Raw genomic sequence first — 14,642 nt, 5'->3', positions numbered from 1 at the left:
GGGGAGGATTCGATTTGCGGTTCCGATCTGGTGCCCGGTCAGGCGGGCAGCAGGTCGGGGGCCGGAAGGGTGGGGGTGTCGAGCCGGCGGATACCGCCCTGCTCCACCTGGATTTGCACGTCGGCGGCGTCGAAGTACGCGTCGTCGTGGGTCACGGCGATCACGGTGATTCCGCGCGCCTTCATCCAGGGAATGATCTCGCGGTAGAATTTCCGCCGGAAATAGGGGGACTGGTCGGCGGCCCATTCGTCCAGCACCAGCACGGGCTTGCGCTCCAGCAGGGCGGCGATCAGGGCGAGGCGCTTCTTCTGCCCCTGCGACAGGTCCACCGTGGAGAAGGCGCGGTCCTCGACCATCACCTTGTCGGACATTTCCAGGAGGTCCAGCAGCTCGTCGGCGAAGCCGTCCTCCAGCGACACCGCGCCGTAGAGCTGGCGGGTGACGTGGTTGTCGGAGAAGACGACGGAGAACAGGTCGCGGTAGGAGCCCAGCGTGTCCGCCGTCACCACCGCGCCGTCCACGCTCAGGCTGCCGCGCTGCGCCGGGTAGAGGCCGAGCAGCATATGGACCAGCGTGCTCTTGCCGGCGCCGTTGTGGCCGGTGATGAACACGGTGCTGCCGCGCTCCACCGTCAGGTCGATGGGCCCCACGGTGAAGGAGCCGATGCCGTCGCGCCCGGCGTGGCGGTAGGCGGCGCCGTCGAGCGCGAGGACGGAGAAGCCGGTGAAGCCGGTCGGTGGCGCGTCCTTCGCCCGGCGCTGCCCGGGACGGGGTGTGACGGAACGGGGCGGCGCCTTCAGCTCCGCCTCCACCGCCAGATAGGAGCGGGCGGCGGTCTCGGCGCTGATGTAGGAGGGGTAGGAGGCGACGATGGTGATGACCGGGTAGGCGATGAAGGCGGCGGCGTGGCCGGCCAGCACGACGGTCGCGATGTCGGTGCTGGTCACCGCCGGCAGCAGGAAGATGATCCCGGCCAGCGCCGCGTAGTAGGTCAGCTCGCTGAGCGTGAAATAGTGGCTGTACTCGGCGCCGAAGCGGTGGCGCTCCGTCCGCAGGGCCTCGGCGCAGGCGGTCGCGTCGGACAGCGCGTTGGCGGCGCGCCGCCGGTTCAGCTTGCACTCGCGCAGGGTTTGCAGGATGTGGTCCGACCGTTCCGACAGCGCGCCCTCGGCCTCGTGGATCGTCTCCGACAGCCGCTCCAGCCGCAGGACGGAGCGGGTGATCAGGACGCCGCCGACCGTCAGGAAGCCCAGCACGATCAGCACCGCGGCGTTCGACAGGGTGGCGAGATACAGCAGGCACAGAACGATGGCCGCGACCGACTGGAAGCTGATGACCAGGGTCGGCACCGCCTGGGCCAGCAGTTGCAGCTCCGGCCCGGCGACCTGGGCGAGGCGGGCGGAGCCGACCGCCATGGCGTCCGGCAGGTCGGCGGCCACGGCCCGGCGCAGCAGGTCGACGCGCAGGATCGCCAGCGCCGCCTGAATCCGCTTGGACGCCGCGCTCATCATCCAGCCCTGCGCGAACCGCCAGGAGAAGGCGGACAGCAGGAAGATGAACAGCAGCCGCTGCAACCCCTCCGGGTCGTCCATGATGACCAGCGCGCTGTTCAGCGAGGTCAGCAGGGCGAGGTTGAGCGCCGCCGCCAGCACCGCCAGCAGCATCAGCGGCTGCATGTTGCGCAGGGCGTCGCGTCTCAGGATGCGCCAGAGATCCATCGCCGGCTCACTTGGACTGGATGAGGTCGATCAGGCGGGAGGGCGACATCTTCGACAGGATGGGGGCGGATGCGGCCATTCCATCCTTTGCGGCCCCCGCCGGCTCGGGCTTGACACCGGGAACCGGCGCGGTCGGCGCGTGGGTGGACGCGGATGGCGCGCCCGGCGCGGGGCCGGCCCCGGCGGTGTTCAGGCTGGGCATCTGGGCGACCGGCACCTGTCCGGGCGTGCCGTCGCCGCTCAGCGAGGGAAGCTGCGCGGCGGGCGGCACGGGAAGGCTGCTCGACGGCATGGTCACCGTGGCGTTCGGCGCGCCCGGATGCGGCACGCCGGGAATGGGGGCGCCAGGCATCGGGATGGTGGCGCCCTGGCCCGTCGCCGCGTCGAGGATCAGCGGCAGCCCGCCGCTGGCGGCGTTGCCGATGACGACGATCTTGGCGTTGGGCGAATGGGCCAGCTCCAGCGTCGCCTCGATGCCGCGCCAGCGCAGGTAGTTCTCGGTCAGGTTGGCCTGGACCGTCTCCTGGAAGGCGCGGATGCCCTGGCCTTCCAACTGCTTGCGCTGGCTTTCGAACAGCTCGCGCTGCAGGCGGAACTGGTATTCCTGGGCGGCCTGGTCCTGTTGGATCTTGCGCTCGATCGACACCATGATCGCTTCGGGCAGCGAGACGTTGCGGATCAGGATGTCCTGGATCAGCAGATAGCCGGTCTTGGTGCGCCCGTCCGGTTTCGGCGTGTCCTCGGCCCCGATGATCTGGGCGTACATCACGCGGTCGGCGACCTGCTCGAACGCCTCGGTCTGAACGCGCAGGCGGCGGTGGGCGTAGAGTTCGTCGGCCTTGAAGCGCGACACGATCTCGCGCGAGACCGACCCGACCTCCGGCACCAGAAGCACTTCCAGATAGTTCGGCCCGACGTTCTTGTGCAGGGCCGCCAGCATCTCCGCGTAGGGGCGGTAGCGGACCGTGATCTCGATGCTGACGTTCAGGCCGTCGTTGGCGATGGCGGAATAGGAGCGGGTGTCCTCCTGAAGGCGCAGATCGTAGACCTCGATCTTGTCCCAGGGGAAGATGACGTGCACGCCCTCCGCCAGGGCCGGAGCCATCTGGGTGCCCTGGTGGAAGCGCTTCCACAGCACGCCGCCGTGACCGGCGGGGATGAAGACGACGATGGACGGGGCGAAGTAGAGGAAGATCAGAATGCCCACCAGCAGCGTGCACAGCAGCGACCGGCGGTGCTCCTCGTACCAGTTGCCCAGCAGCGCGCGCAGGCGCGACTTCGGCTGCGGCGTCGCATCGGCGTCGTCGTAGGTGAAGGCCTGGTCAGCCATGTCACGCGGTCTCCTGGAGCAAAGCCGTGGCGGGGCGCGTCGCGGTCTTCCCGACCGGCGCGTCCATCTGTCCGTTGGTCATTCGAATGGTCACGTCGCAGAAGGACGACACGTCGCCGTCGTGCGACACGAAGATCACGGTGCGGCCCAGAGCCCGCAGCTTGCCGATGATCTCGCTGGTGAAGCGGGTGCGGAACTCGGCGTCCTGGTCGGACGTCCATTCGTCGAGGATGATGATCGGGCGCCCCTCCGCGACCGCGACCGCCAGGGCGACGCGGCGGCGCTGGCCCTTGGACAGGTCGCGGTTCAGAAGCCCGTCGCCGGTCTCCGGCACCAGATGGTCGATCTTCAGATAGGCCAGCATCTCGCGGAACAGCTCCGCGTCGAAGGTCGGCCCCTGCGGCAGGCGGGTGAACAGGTGGTGGTCCTGGAACACCGCGCAGAACAGGTCGCGGTAGGATTCCAGCCGGTCGCCCCCCACCGCCTGTCCGTCGAGAAGGACCTGCCCCTCGTCGGGGCGGAACAGCAGCGGGATGGCGCGCAGCAGCGTGGACTTGCCCGACCCGTTGGCTCCGACGATGCCGACGACGCTTCCCGCCGGGATGGTCATGTCGATGGGGCCGATGACGAAGGGTTCGGGGCGCATTCCGGCGCGGTAGGCGAAGCGGACGCCCCGCAGCTCGATTGCGGAGAAGCGGCGCGGCGCGCGGGCCAGCTTCGACGGCTCGTACTCCGCCGCCGGCAGGGTGGCGAGAAGGCTGGTGAGCTGGTTCGCCGCGTCCTCCGCCGCGATGTAGTCGGGCACGGCGTTGAGGAACTTCGACAGGGGCCGGGCGAGGAACAGGATGACCGAGGTCACCAGCGGAAGCTCCGCCGCCGACAGCGCGCCCATGCGCGGGAAGATGAAGACGAAGACCGCGGAAAAGCCGATGACGATGGTGGCGATCCAGGAGAACAGCTCTCCCAGATTGCGCCCGTGGCGCCGCTTCAGATCCTCCCAGCGGGCGACGTCGGCCTCCACCGCCTGGGTCAGCTCGTCGCGCCGCGCCTTGCCCAGCTTGATCTCGGCGTTGCCGCCGACCAGCTCGGAAAAGCCCTGGAGCATCCGCAGCTCGGACTCCTTGGCCTGCCCCAGCAGCGCGCGGGTCCGCTGCGCCTCGCGCACGTACCAGCCGCCGACCAGCACCCCGGCGACCAGCAGCAGCGTGGCGCCCACCGTGGACAGCGTCCACAGGTAGAGGTAGGCGACGACCGCCACCAGCATCATGTTGGCGGCGATGGACAGGTTTGGCAGCAGCGCCGCAATGCGCTCCAGATGGTGGTTGCCCAGGTCGAAGGCGCGCCGGGCCTGCATGTCCAGGATGTCGGCGTGGTTGCCCAGCGTGACGGCCTGAAGGAAGCGCCGCCGCACCCCGGCCAGCGCGCTGAATCCGGTGGTCAGCACCAGCCCGACGAAGCGCTTGCTGAAGGCGTAGGAGACCAGAAGCGACAGGCAGAAGATCAGGAAGGGCGTGTCCAGAACCTCGCCGCGCATCCAGCCGTTCAGCTCCGCGCTGAGGCTCATCAGGCTGATGAGGTTGGCGGTGGCGGCGACGCAGCCGGTGACCACCAGCCGGGTCAGGATCTCACGGTCGGCCAGCCCGATCAGGGGCAGCAGGGCCGAGGCCGGGCGATTGGACTGCGGGCGGCTGGGAGCGGCGCGCTTGGTTGTCTTGCTCTTGCTCATCGGTCCGCCTCACTCCGCCAGCCAGGAGTCGAGGATGCGGGTGATGGTTCCGTTGTCGCGCAGCTTGACGAAGGCGGCCTGCAGCCGCTCCGCCTTCTCCTTGCGCGCCTTGGGCATGGCGATGTAGCGGGGGATAAGTCCCAGCGGCTTGGGCAGGACGCGCACGTCCTTCAGCCGCCCGTCCTGCTTGGCCATGTGGTTCAGCACATGCAGGTCGCCGACGATCACGTCCACCCGGCCCAGGATCAGGCGGCGGAAATTGACGACGTTGCTGCTGGACGGAAGCTTCTCCAGGTAGGTCGCCGCGTCGAAGTCCGGTGCGTAGGCGAAGCCGTCCACCACGCCGATGCGGTAGGGGGTCAGATCCTCCAGCCGCTCGAAGGCGATGGGCGAGTCCTTGCGCACCATGAAGACGGTGGTGCCGGTGCGGAACGGCCCGATCATGTTGTATTGGGCGAAGCGGGCGGGCGAGGCGATGAACTGGAACCCCACGTCGGCGGTGTTCTCGTCCATCGACCGGACGACCTCGTTCCAGGACAGCGGCCGGTGGACCGGGGTGATGTTCAGCTCCTTCAGCAGGGCGGCGACGATGTCCGTGTCGATGCCCATGCGCTTGCCGTTGAAGGAGTAGTTGTAGGGCGGGAAATGGTCTTCCGACGCGATGGTCCAGTATTCGGCGCGCGCCGGACCGATGGCGGCGAGCAGAACCAGCAGGGCCGGCAGCAGACGCCGCAGGGCGGGGCGGAGGACGGGTGCCATCGCCGCGGTCACGCCTTGGCCCGCTTCTTGCGGCGGGTGGTCAGCAGAATCATGACGAGAAGGGCGCCGGGCGGCGTCAGCACCACCGCCAGGAAGGCGTAAAGCAGGAAGCCGCCGCGGCGGCCGATCCCCAGAAACCCGACCAGCAGGCAGAGACCGATGTAGATCAGCTCGAACACGGCGATGCTTCCCTTATTGCCCGGACCTCTTTACCCGGCGCCCTGGCGTCGCGCCCTTAACCGGCCTTCTGGGCCGGCTGCTCTTCCATCTGCGGGGCCTCGGCGGGAGCGCCGTCGGTTTCATTTTTGGCAGCCTCGTTCCTGGCGGCCTCGAACTCCTTGCGGAAATGCTCGCGCATCGCGTCCACGTCGAAGTCCAGCAGCGTGCCGCCGGTTTCGAAATGCTGCGCGAATACGCGGCCCAGCGCCTGGGTGGCGGCCAGCGACAGGGCCGGCATCACCGCCACGCCCAGCGCGGTGCCGATGAACGGAACGGCCTTCACCGCGGAGCCCAGCACGCTGGAGCTGAGGGCGCCGGGCATGACGCCGCCAACCAGCGCGCCGATGATGGCGCGGGTGCGTTCCTGCGCGAACTCGACCTCATACAGCTTCGCCAGCTTGTGGATCAGGTTGAGCTGGGCCACGCTGACCGCGGCGACGTCCGCGCCGGGGACGGGAATGAGCCCGAAGGCGCCCGAGGCATAGCTGTGATACTTGATCAGGTCCTGGGCACGCTTCTTACGGTCTACCATGATCCGAAGCCTTTCGAAGGTCAGGGAGGTTGAGTTCAGGTGGAGAACGGTCTGGGAAACACACGTTTTTGGATGCGTCACATCGCGGGCCGAGCGCTTCGAAAGAGATAAGACATCAACAATCAACCGCCGTTTGGCGGTTGAAAAAAGAATGCCCCTATTGCTGTTGCAGAATTGAAAAGTCCTTCTCGGGGTGCTCGTCGGGCAGACAATACCGACCCGACGATCCAATGCGCCTTAAGGACTTGATACCTTTTTAGTACTTAACAACGCATTAAATGCCAGACGTATGCGTTCTTGTTTTTGTTGGAACATGCGTCATATCGAAGCCAAATGTGACAAAGTTCATCATGAGTTTTTCTTTGTATAACGAAACTTTCTACCTATGAGGGAAACCTGCCGGCAGGTCGAAGGCGCGCGCCGGAAGCTCGGTCCGCGAACCGGCGCTGATCGACGCCCCCAGGAAGAGGACGGTGTCCCGCACGGCCTCCCCGCCGATGGTCTGAGTCGGCAGGGCCACGCGCAGCAGCAGGCCGTCCCGCGACGGCGAGGGGGTGCGGTTCTTCAGCAGGCGCAGCAGCGCCCACGGCCCGCGCTCCACCAGGGTCAGCGTGTCGCCGGCCGCCGCCGCGGCCTCGCTGGCCGCCGCCCCCTTCGGGCGGAAGGGCGAGCCGGCGGCCCAGCGGAAGCTCAGCAGCACCGGCTGCCCCGGCGTCCAGGCCAGCGTTCCGCCGTTGGACGCGGCACCGACCGAGCCGGCCCCGGACCGGATCGACCAGTCGATGATGTGCTCCGCCCCGACCTCCTGCGCGGGGTTGGCGCCGTAGGTGACGCGAACGTTAACGGGCGCGGGGCGGGCGACGGCCTCCAGAACGGGGCGGACCGCCTCCATCCGCTCCATGAAGGCGGCGATCTCGGGCGTCGCCACCCTCATGACCGTCGCCCTCTGTTCGTCGAGCTGCCGGTAGAAGCGGCGGACGTCCTGAGGATCGGCGTCGGGGGCGCCGCGCGCCTGTTCGGGGCGGACGAAGGGAAAGCGTCCGGCCAATGTCTGCGAAAAGGCCGTGGCGAGCTTCGACAGGGCGGCCTCGCCATCCGGGGCCGGCGGCGCCTCCGCAGGCATCCTCGGCGGGAGCGGCAACCGGGCCACGACGGCGGGTTCCTCCGTGATGACGGGCGGCGGGGCGGGCGGCGGGGGCGGCACCACCGCAACCGGCTTTGCCGGCTCGGGTGTGGGGATGACGGGCTTCGGCTCGTTTGGCTTTGGCTGGGCGGGCTTCGTCTCAGAGGGCTTGGCGGCCTCCACGGGCGGGGCTTCGGGCGGCTTGGCCGGAAGGGCCGCGGCCATGGCGTCCGGCAGGGCGGCGACCGCCGGGTTCAGGGCCAGCGTTCCACCGTCCCCCACCGTGAACAGCGCGCCGACCGGCGGCGCCTCCAGCGCCAGGACGGCGGCGCGGGCGGACGTGGCGGCGGTGGACAGGGCCTCGGTGATGCGGTCGGTGGTGTCCCGCCCCGGCAGGTCGGCGATCGCAGCCTTCTGGAGCATCACCCGGATCGCATCCGGCAGCCCGCGCGCGGGGTCCTGCAAGGCGGCGGCGATGGGCCGGTTCGCGGCTTCGGCCACGGCGTCGGTCAGCCGGCGGACGTCGTCCACGTCCTCGGCGGTCGGAGCTTCCGGCAGGCCGCGGAGCCGCTCGGCGAGGGCCTGCGCCCGCAGCATCAACGGGTTGCGGCCATACAACTCCTCGGCCAACGGCGCGGCGAGCTGCACCGACTCCGCCCGCACCGCCACGGCGATGGTCCGGGCGTCCAGGTTGGGCAGGTCGGCGCCCGCGGCGATGCGGGTGATGTATCCGTCGGTGGCCGCCATCGACGGCTTGGGAACGGCGCCGTACACGCTTCCGGCCAGGGCGTTCAGCTCGTCGAAGCCGCTGTTCCGGCGGAAGCGGTCGTAGCGCTCCAGCGCGTCGCGCCGCCCGCCGATGCGGTCGAGCTGCTCGGCCAGCCGGTGGAAGGCGGGCAGATCCTCCACCCGCTGCGGGTTGGTGATCGGCGGCAGGTCGGCCATGGTGGCGCTGGGCAGCAACGCGTCGCGGATCGGCCGCAGCACCGCCCGGCGCAGGGTAACGGAGGCGAGCCGCTTCTTGTCCTCGTCGAAGCCGCTGAACAGCGAGGTCGGCAGCAGCGGCGTGGCGAGGCGGCTGCGCTCCATCACCGCCGTGGCGGCGATCACCCGACCGACCAACGGCGCGTCGGTGACGGCGTCGCGCGCCAGCAGAGCCCGGCGCAGGTCGGCGGTGGCGGATTCGACCGCCGGGCTTCCGGCGGACACGCTGGAGACGCCCTGCCACGCGGCGACCGACAGGCCGGCGACCGAGGCGGCCAGCGCGGCCTGCGCCATCCGGCGGCGCTTGTGGGCGTGCCGATAGGCGGCGTCGGAGGGCCGGCCATAGCCGGAGTCGGCGAAGGCCCGGCCCGGCAGCAGGTCGCGCGCGAAGACCGGGCGGCGTCCGCCGGTGGCCGGTGCGTAGGCTCCGGTCAGGGCGATGCCGCGCAGGGGGAAGGGCTCCGCTTGGTCATCCCCACCCAGAACGCCGTCCAGGAACAGGGCCAGCGGGTGGCGCAGCCGGTCCAGGGACGCGGGCAGCAGCGGCAGACGCACCCCGGCGGTCCCGGCGGCGAAGGCGTCCGCCTCCAGCAGGGCGAGGTCGGCGGCGATGGCGTCGAACGCCTCGTCGATGCGGCGCGGTTCGAAGGGCTGCATCCAGTCCTGGGGATTCGTCCATCCCAGCACGCCGTCCAGCATGGCCGAGGGCATCGCGGCGCAGAGATCGGCGAAGCCGTCCAGAGCCTCCGCCCGCACCACGACCACATGCACCGGGCAGACCATGCCGAGGCCGTCGCGCAGAGTCCGCAGCCGTTCGCGCAGGGCGGCGCCCCGCTTGGCAAGCGCCTCGCGCGGGCCGGGGCGCTCGGCGGCGGCGCGCAGCTCGTCGGCGCCGACCATCAGAAGGACGCCGTCCAGCGGGCGGCGCATCGGCCTTTTGCGCACCGCCGCGACCAGTGTCGGCCAGGACTCGGCCAGCCGGGAGCCGTCGGCGGAATCGGCGCCGGCGTGCAGGATCGCGGCCCCCTCGCAGAACCACCAGCAGCCCTGCTCGCCGTTGCCGTCCTCGGGCCAGCGGACATGGGTCGGGTCGGTGGCGAGCAGGGCCGGGCCGCCGACGCCGAAGGCCAGGAACCAGGGGATGTCGCCGCGGCGCAGGGGACCGCGCATCTGCCGCGTCAGGATGTCCAGACCCTCACCGTAAATGCGGGCGAGGGGCGGCGTGCTGGCGGCGGCCTTCGTGGGGGGAGGCGCCTCGGCGCGGACGCGCAGCGGTGCCGGCGGGGCGGCCCTGCGTGCGGGCGCCTTCCTGCCGGTGGCCTTGGCGGCGGGCTTGCGCCGCCAGCGGCGCAGCTTCGGCAAGACCGACCGGGCGAGGCGGTAGAAGATGTAGAGCGGCAGCGCCAGCAGCGCGTAGGGCGCCAGCGTGACGGCCAGGGACAGAAGATAGACGATGGCGGAGCCGATGGTGGAGAGCACCAGCTCCAGCGTCAGGATCAGTAGGACCATGACAGCCCCATGTCCTCGACCGCGGCGCGGGCGCCGCTCAGGTCGCGCTGGATATCCCCGACGGCGCCGGTCCACAGCAGGTGCGAGACCACGAGAAACAGCACCGCGGTCCCTCCGACCGCCCACCACCAGCGGCGTCCGGACGGCGCCGCGTAGCCGGGCACGGCACCCGGGGGTGGATCGCAGGCTTGCGGGCTGGGACGGTCGGGCGCGGCGCGTTCGCCGACGACGATGCGGTGCAGCGCCGGACGGCGGGCGGTCGCCTGCGCATCCTCCGGGAAGCCCAGCGCCAGGGCGGCGAGATAGACGGCGGCCAGCGCGCGGTCGGCCTTGGCGCCTTGGCGGATCAGGTCGTCGGCCTGCACGAACAGGGTCTGGAGGGAGGCGTTCGCGCCGAACAGACGGGTGGAGACCACGGCATCGGCGGGCCGCGTCTGGGTCAGCGCGCGGTCGGCCAGCATCGCCATGGCGAAGACCGCCTTGACCACCGTGCCGTGCGCCGCCGGTCCTTGGGCGACCGCCGCCCCGCTCATCCCGTGGAGCGTGGCGACCAGACGGTCGGCCACCGCTCCCGCCGGGGCCTGCGCGTCGGCGCAGCCGGCGAGCAGGTCCTCCTGAAAGGCGCGGAACAGGGCCAGGGTGCCGGCGGGCCTGGGCGCTGCGGGGGGCAGTTTTGGCGCCTGATTGGGTTGGGCCTGGGCGAGTTGGGCCTGTGCGAGTTGAACGGTCACGGCGTTTCCTCCGTCAACGGAGCCACGGTGAAGGTCTCCCGCCCCAGCCGCACGTCCAGGGCGCCGGCACCGTCCAGCGCCTGCCGGTGGACGCCGGGCGCGCCGTACAGCGCGTAGACGACCGTCGCGGACGGGGTTGCGGCGAAGGGGGGCAGGCTGTGCAGAAGCACGCTCTGGCCCGGCACCATTTCCCAGGAGGCGATGGCGATCCGGCTTCCGGCCTCGGCGCTCAGCCTCTCCCGGTCGCGGAACCAGCTTGCGGCGTCCAGCCCGGCGAGCCGCCCGGCCAGCGCCGGTTCGGCGACCCGCACCACATCGACCGCCACCGGGCGTCGTCCGTTGGCGTCGGGCTCGGCGACGATGCGGAGCACGGGGGCGTCGGCGCTCCCCATGCGGGGCGCAGGGGCGCCCGCGGCGCAGCCGGTGAGTGTGAGGGCCAGGGCCATCGCGAGGCGTTTCACGTCAGCCACCCGTGCCCGGCGCCGATTGGCCGGCGCAGACGTAGCCCGCCGGGGTGTGGCGGTACCAGTTGCCGGTCGCCTCCGCGCAGGGGGCCAGCACGCGGTCGTTCCGTTGCGGCTGGGCCACCGGTGCCGGAGCGGCTTCGGTTTCCCGGCCCGCGGCGGGGCGGTTGGTCAGGACGAAGCTGTCCTCGTCCTCCTCCACGATCATCACGTAGCGGGCGCGCTTGGCGGGGTAGCGGATGCCCACGTCGTAATCGCCGTCGGCCACCTTCTCCAGGATCGCCGCGGGACCGGACGAGTTGAGCGGCGCGCAGCCCGTCCCGGCGAGCAGGACCGGCAGCAGCGCCGCCGCGGCGATCAGGGTTCGGATCATCGGAATCTTCCTGTCCATGCCGGGCCTGCTCATGCCGGAACCGCCTTGCGCTGGGCATTGACCGCGGCGGCGGGGCCGGCGGCGTCCATCAGGTCGGGCGGGGTCGGCTCGATGCCGGCCTCGGCCAGCGTGCGGTAGACGGACCGCCAGACCAGTTCCGGCACGACGAAGGTGGCGTCGTAGTCCTCGACCCAGAAGAACAGGTTGTACTTGCACAGCCACTGGCCGTTGACGCCGCGGATGCCGTCGTAGCGGACGAAGGGCGGGCCGCCGGTGGCGCTGGGAAGCACCTTGTCGGCGGTCTGAAGCGCGTTGGTCAGCAGGCCGCCCATCCGGCCCGGGTCGTGGCGGGCGTCGGCGTAGTATTCCAGCTTCATCGACACCCGTTCGACCGCGCTGAAATTGACGACGGTCGCCTCCGACACCTTGGCGTTGGGCATGGCGACGATGAAGCCGGCGACGTTGCGTATCCGCACCGTCCGCCATGTCATGTCCACCACGACGCCGCGCACCACGTCGGTGATCTGGATGCTGTCGCCGATCTGGAACGGGCGTTCGATGTTCAGGATGATGCCGGAGAAGACGTTCGCGATGTTGGCCTGGATGGCGAGGCCGATGACCATGCCGACGAGGCCGGAGGCGGCGAGCAGGCTGGTGATCGGCTGCTTCAGCACGAAGGCGATGATGCCGCAGCCGGCGAAGCCGAAGACGATCAGCGTGGAGAAGCGGCGGACGATGCCGGGGATCTTGCGCTGGGTGCGGATCTCCAGGGGGGTCCAGACGAAACGCTCCATCGTCCGGTCCACCAGGATGGCCGGCACGATCCACCACAGCACGTCGATGCCGTTCACCACCATGGCGGTCCCGCTGGGCGGCAGCGCGGCCACCGCCTGATCCAGCGCGATGTTGCCGGCGGACATCAGCAGCAGCGGCCAGGACAGGATGCGCATGAACAGCGTCTGGATCTTCCAGAACTGGCCGCGGTCGCGGCGGTCCATGAACGCTGCGAAGACCGCCAGAACCGCGCTGAAGATGGCGATGTAGACGAAGAAGTCGCGGTGGATGAAGTCGCGCGCCGCCGGGGAGTCCGGTGCCGCGACCACGCCGAAATCGACGCGCGAGAAGTCCGGCTGCGGGCGCCCGAAGCCGACATAGTTCGGATCGCCCTCACTGCCGACCGAGGCGACGTCCTGGGAGATCCAGGCGCGCGACAGGCGCCAGCCGGGCGACGGCGCCAGCACCCGCTTGGCGCGGAGCTGGTCGAGCAGGGTGGAGCTTTCGCTCTCGCCCTCCAGCGCGCGGCGGAAGCGGTCGGCGAGGCTCGGATCGGCGGCGGACGCGGTCTCCGCCGCGGCCATCGCCTTCAGCTTCTCCACGAAGTCGTTGGTGTCCACCAGCGCCATGCCCAGCACGTCGGTGACGAACATCACCGTGTTGCGGTTCTGCGTCCGGTGGCGGAAGCTGACGCCGACCGTCTGGCTGCCGTAGGGCGGGCGCTGGTCGAAGACGTTCAGGGCGAAGCGCCCCTCGATCCGATAGGCGACGTAGGTGGTGACCTCGCCGCGCTCCTCGCGGTAGGGCTTGCCGAGATCGACCGGCTTGACCGCGTTGGTGAAGACGACGTCCGCCGGGTTGAAGGCGCCGCGATAGCGGAACCAGATCGTCAGGTTCAGCGTCGCCTCGTTGGCGTCCGGGTTCAGGTCGCGGATTTCGTGGAGCTGGACGCCGGTGTAGATAACGTCCGTCTTGTACATGAAGCGGTCGTTGACGTAGAGCGCCCGGCCCTTGGTGACCTCCTCCAGGAAGTTGGAGACTCCGGCCTCGCGGATGGGCTGCAACTGTGTCAGCGCCGCGACGGGGTTCAGGCCGTTGTAGGACGCCATCATCACCGGCAGGGTCGCCTGCCCGCGCGCGTCGAAGGTCCAGGTGCCGACCGTGCCCTGGAAGGCGGTCTCGGCGCGGTCATGGCCGGCGATGGCGCGGCGCAGAGCCTCGCCGTCCGGCCTGCCGGTGGCGGCGTTCGTTTTGGCAGCAGCGCTGGCGATCAGGTCCACGCCGTCCGCGCCCAGCGCCGCCGCCCAGTCGGGCACCGCGTTGAAGCGCTTCACATACTGGCCGTAGAAGCGCTGCGCCCGCTCGTTGGCCGTGTCGAACAGCACGGGCGAGGACACCAGCAGGCCGTGGCCGTAGGCTTCGGGAGTCAATGCCTTGGGGTTGGCCTGGGCCTGGGCGACGATTTCGGTGCGGAAGGCCGCCGTCGCCATCTCCGAGCTGCCGGCGATCAGGTTGCGCACCCCGGCGTCGCGTAGCGCCACCACCACCCGCGCGCTGTCCATCGCCGACCCGATGACCACGACGGCGCCGGTCGGCATCTTCTCCTTCACCGCCTGGGCCAGCGCCGGCAGGGCGGACGCACCGCCGCGGCCCGGCGCGAAGGTCCACTGGCCGACCAGCCTGGTGCCGAAGCGCTGGAGGATCGCGTCGAACTGCCCGGCTTGCGATGCCGCCTGCTCGCTGTCCTCGCGGACGATGGCGACGGTCGGCTCGCCCACCACGTTGCGCACGTAGTTGGCGAGGAAGCGCGTCTCGTGCGTGCGGTCCAGCGTGATGCTGAACAGCCAGGGGCTGGGGGCCGCGTCCGCCGGGCGGACCAGCGGGCGCGGCGCGATCAGCGGGATCTGCCTCTGGGCGTAGATCGCCGTCGCGCTGTCGGTGGCGTCCGGCGTGTGGCCGATCACCGCTAGGATGGACGGGTCGTTGGAAATGCGCCGGGCGATCTCCAGCGACTTGCCCTTGTCGCCCTCGTCGTCGAAGGGCTTGACCACCACCGGGCGTCCGGCGACACCGCCCGCCGCGTTGATGGTGTCGGCGCGCAGCGCCGCTCCCTTGCGCAGCGCCAGCCCCAGCGCCGCGTCCGGCCCGCTGAGCGGCCCGACGACGGCCACGGTCAGCGGCTCGCGCGCGCTCTCACCCAGGAAGCCGGCGCGGACGACCAGGGAAACCAGAACGGTGACGAGCATCGCCGCCGCCAGGATCAGCGCGAAGCGCGCCTTCTTGGTCAGATGCGACCAGCGCAGCGGCGGCCGGGAGCGGGGCTGGAGCGAGCTCAGCATGGGGTGGGCCTCGGGCGGCGAGCGGTTTCCCTCTCCCGTCTCGGGAGAGGGAAGGGGCCCG

The 14,642-nt window shown here is 70.5% G+C and carries 11 protein-coding genes; all 11 read right to left on the bottom strand.

What is annotated here, in order from left to right; genetic code table 11:
- Positions 1 to 38: 38 nt before the first annotated feature.
- The 11 genes from DS843_RS07950 to DS843_RS07910 all read right to left on the bottom strand — a co-directional run bounded on the left by DS843_RS07950 (position 39) and on the right by DS843_RS07910 (position 14,581).
- Positions 39 to 1,718: an ATP-binding cassette domain-containing protein gene (locus tag DS843_RS07950; RefSeq protein WP_149468337.1), complete on the bottom strand. Its 1,680-nt coding sequence runs from the start codon at positions 1,716 to 1,718 to the stop codon at positions 39 to 41.
- Positions 1,719 to 1,725: 7 nt separating this feature from the next.
- Positions 1,726 to 3,048 carry a prohibitin family protein gene (locus tag DS843_RS07945; protein ID WP_149468336.1) on the bottom strand — a complete coding sequence of 441 codons (1,323 nt, stop codon included), beginning with the start codon at positions 3,046 to 3,048 and terminating at the stop codon, positions 1,726 to 1,728.
- A 1-nt stretch (position 3,049) separates the two neighbouring features.
- A complete protein-coding gene (locus tag DS843_RS07940; protein ID WP_149468335.1) occupies positions 3,050 to 4,774 on the bottom strand; it encodes an ATP-binding cassette domain-containing protein in 1,725 nt (574 codons plus the stop codon).
- Between the two features lie 9 nt (positions 4,775 to 4,783).
- Positions 4,784 to 5,533 (bottom strand): substrate-binding periplasmic protein, encoded by a 750-nt coding sequence (locus DS843_RS07935; protein WP_286191995.1) that lies wholly within the window; start codon positions 5,531 to 5,533, stop codon positions 4,784 to 4,786.
- Between the two features lie 8 nt (positions 5,534 to 5,541).
- Positions 5,542 to 5,712 carry a hypothetical protein gene (locus tag DS843_RS31100; RefSeq protein ID WP_167525231.1) on the bottom strand — a complete coding sequence of 57 codons (171 nt, stop codon included), beginning with the start codon at positions 5,710 to 5,712 and terminating at the stop codon, positions 5,542 to 5,544.
- A 56-nt stretch (positions 5,713 to 5,768) separates the two neighbouring features.
- Complete coding sequence (locus DS843_RS07930; protein ID WP_149468333.1) at positions 5,769 to 6,284, bottom strand: YcjF family protein; 516 nt, start codon at positions 6,282 to 6,284, stop codon at positions 5,769 to 5,771.
- Between the two features lie 379 nt (positions 6,285 to 6,663).
- Positions 6,664 to 9,900, bottom strand: a complete 3,237-nt coding sequence (locus DS843_RS07925; RefSeq protein WP_286191994.1) for a type VI secretion protein IcmF/TssM N-terminal domain-containing protein — start codon at positions 9,898 to 9,900, stop codon at positions 6,664 to 6,666.
- On the bottom strand, positions 9,888 to 10,631 hold the full coding sequence (locus DS843_RS31095) for a DotU family type IV/VI secretion system protein (protein ID WP_167525230.1): 744 nt from the start codon (positions 10,629 to 10,631) through the stop codon (positions 9,888 to 9,890). Before DS843_RS31095 ends, DS843_RS07925 begins: the two co-directional genes overlap by 13 nt.
- Positions 10,628 to 11,092, bottom strand: a complete 465-nt coding sequence (locus tag DS843_RS31090; protein WP_167525229.1) for a hypothetical protein — start codon at positions 11,090 to 11,092, stop codon at positions 10,628 to 10,630. The genes DS843_RS31095 and DS843_RS31090 overlap by 4 nt, the downstream gene beginning before the upstream one ends.
- A gap of 1 nt (position 11,093) precedes the next feature.
- Positions 11,094 to 11,468: a hypothetical protein gene (locus DS843_RS07915; protein WP_149468331.1), complete on the bottom strand. Its 375-nt coding sequence runs from the start codon at positions 11,466 to 11,468 to the stop codon at positions 11,094 to 11,096.
- 29 nt (positions 11,469 to 11,497) lie between these two features.
- Positions 11,498 to 14,581 carry an ABC transporter substrate-binding protein gene (locus DS843_RS07910; RefSeq protein ID WP_149468330.1) on the bottom strand — a complete coding sequence of 1,028 codons (3,084 nt, stop codon included), beginning with the start codon at positions 14,579 to 14,581 and terminating at the stop codon, positions 11,498 to 11,500.
- Between the last annotated feature and the right edge of the window lie 61 nt (positions 14,582 to 14,642).

Origin of the sequence: Roseomonas genomospecies 6 (assembly GCF_008365375.1) — a bacterium.
Classification (GTDB): domain Bacteria; phylum Pseudomonadota; class Alphaproteobacteria; order Azospirillales; family Azospirillaceae; genus Azospirillum.
Note: the sequence above shows the minus strand (reverse complement) of the source record. Positions and strands in the feature narration are given on the sequence as shown.

What these genes read in the sequence shown, in the direction of transcription:
- DS843_RS07950 (WP_149468337.1), bottom strand. Translation starts at nt 1,718, where the DNA reads ATGGATCTCTGGCGCATCCTGAGACGCGACGCCCTGCGCAACATGCAG.
- DS843_RS07945 (WP_149468336.1), bottom strand. Translation starts at nt 3,048, where the DNA reads ATGGCTGACCAGGCCTTCACCTACGACGACGCCGATGCGACGCCGCAG.
- DS843_RS07940 (WP_149468335.1), bottom strand. Translation starts at nt 4,774, where the DNA reads ATGAGCAAGAGCAAGACAACCAAGCGCGCCGCTCCCAGCCGCCCGCAG.
- DS843_RS07935 (WP_286191995.1), bottom strand. Translation starts at nt 5,533, where the DNA reads ATGGCACCCGTCCTCCGCCCCGCCCTGCGGCGTCTGCTGCCGGCCCTG.
- DS843_RS07930 (WP_149468333.1), bottom strand. Translation starts at nt 6,284, where the DNA reads ATGGTAGACCGTAAGAAGCGTGCCCAGGACCTGATCAAGTATCACAGC.
- DS843_RS07925 (WP_286191994.1), bottom strand. Translation starts at nt 9,900, where the DNA reads ATGGTCCTACTGATCCTGACGCTGGAGCTGGTGCTCTCCACCATCGGC.
- DS843_RS07915 (WP_149468331.1), bottom strand. Translation starts at nt 11,468, where the DNA reads ATGATCCGAACCCTGATCGCCGCGGCGGCGCTGCTGCCGGTCCTGCTC.
- DS843_RS07910 (WP_149468330.1), bottom strand. Translation starts at nt 14,581, where the DNA reads ATGCTGAGCTCGCTCCAGCCCCGCTCCCGGCCGCCGCTGCGCTGGTCG.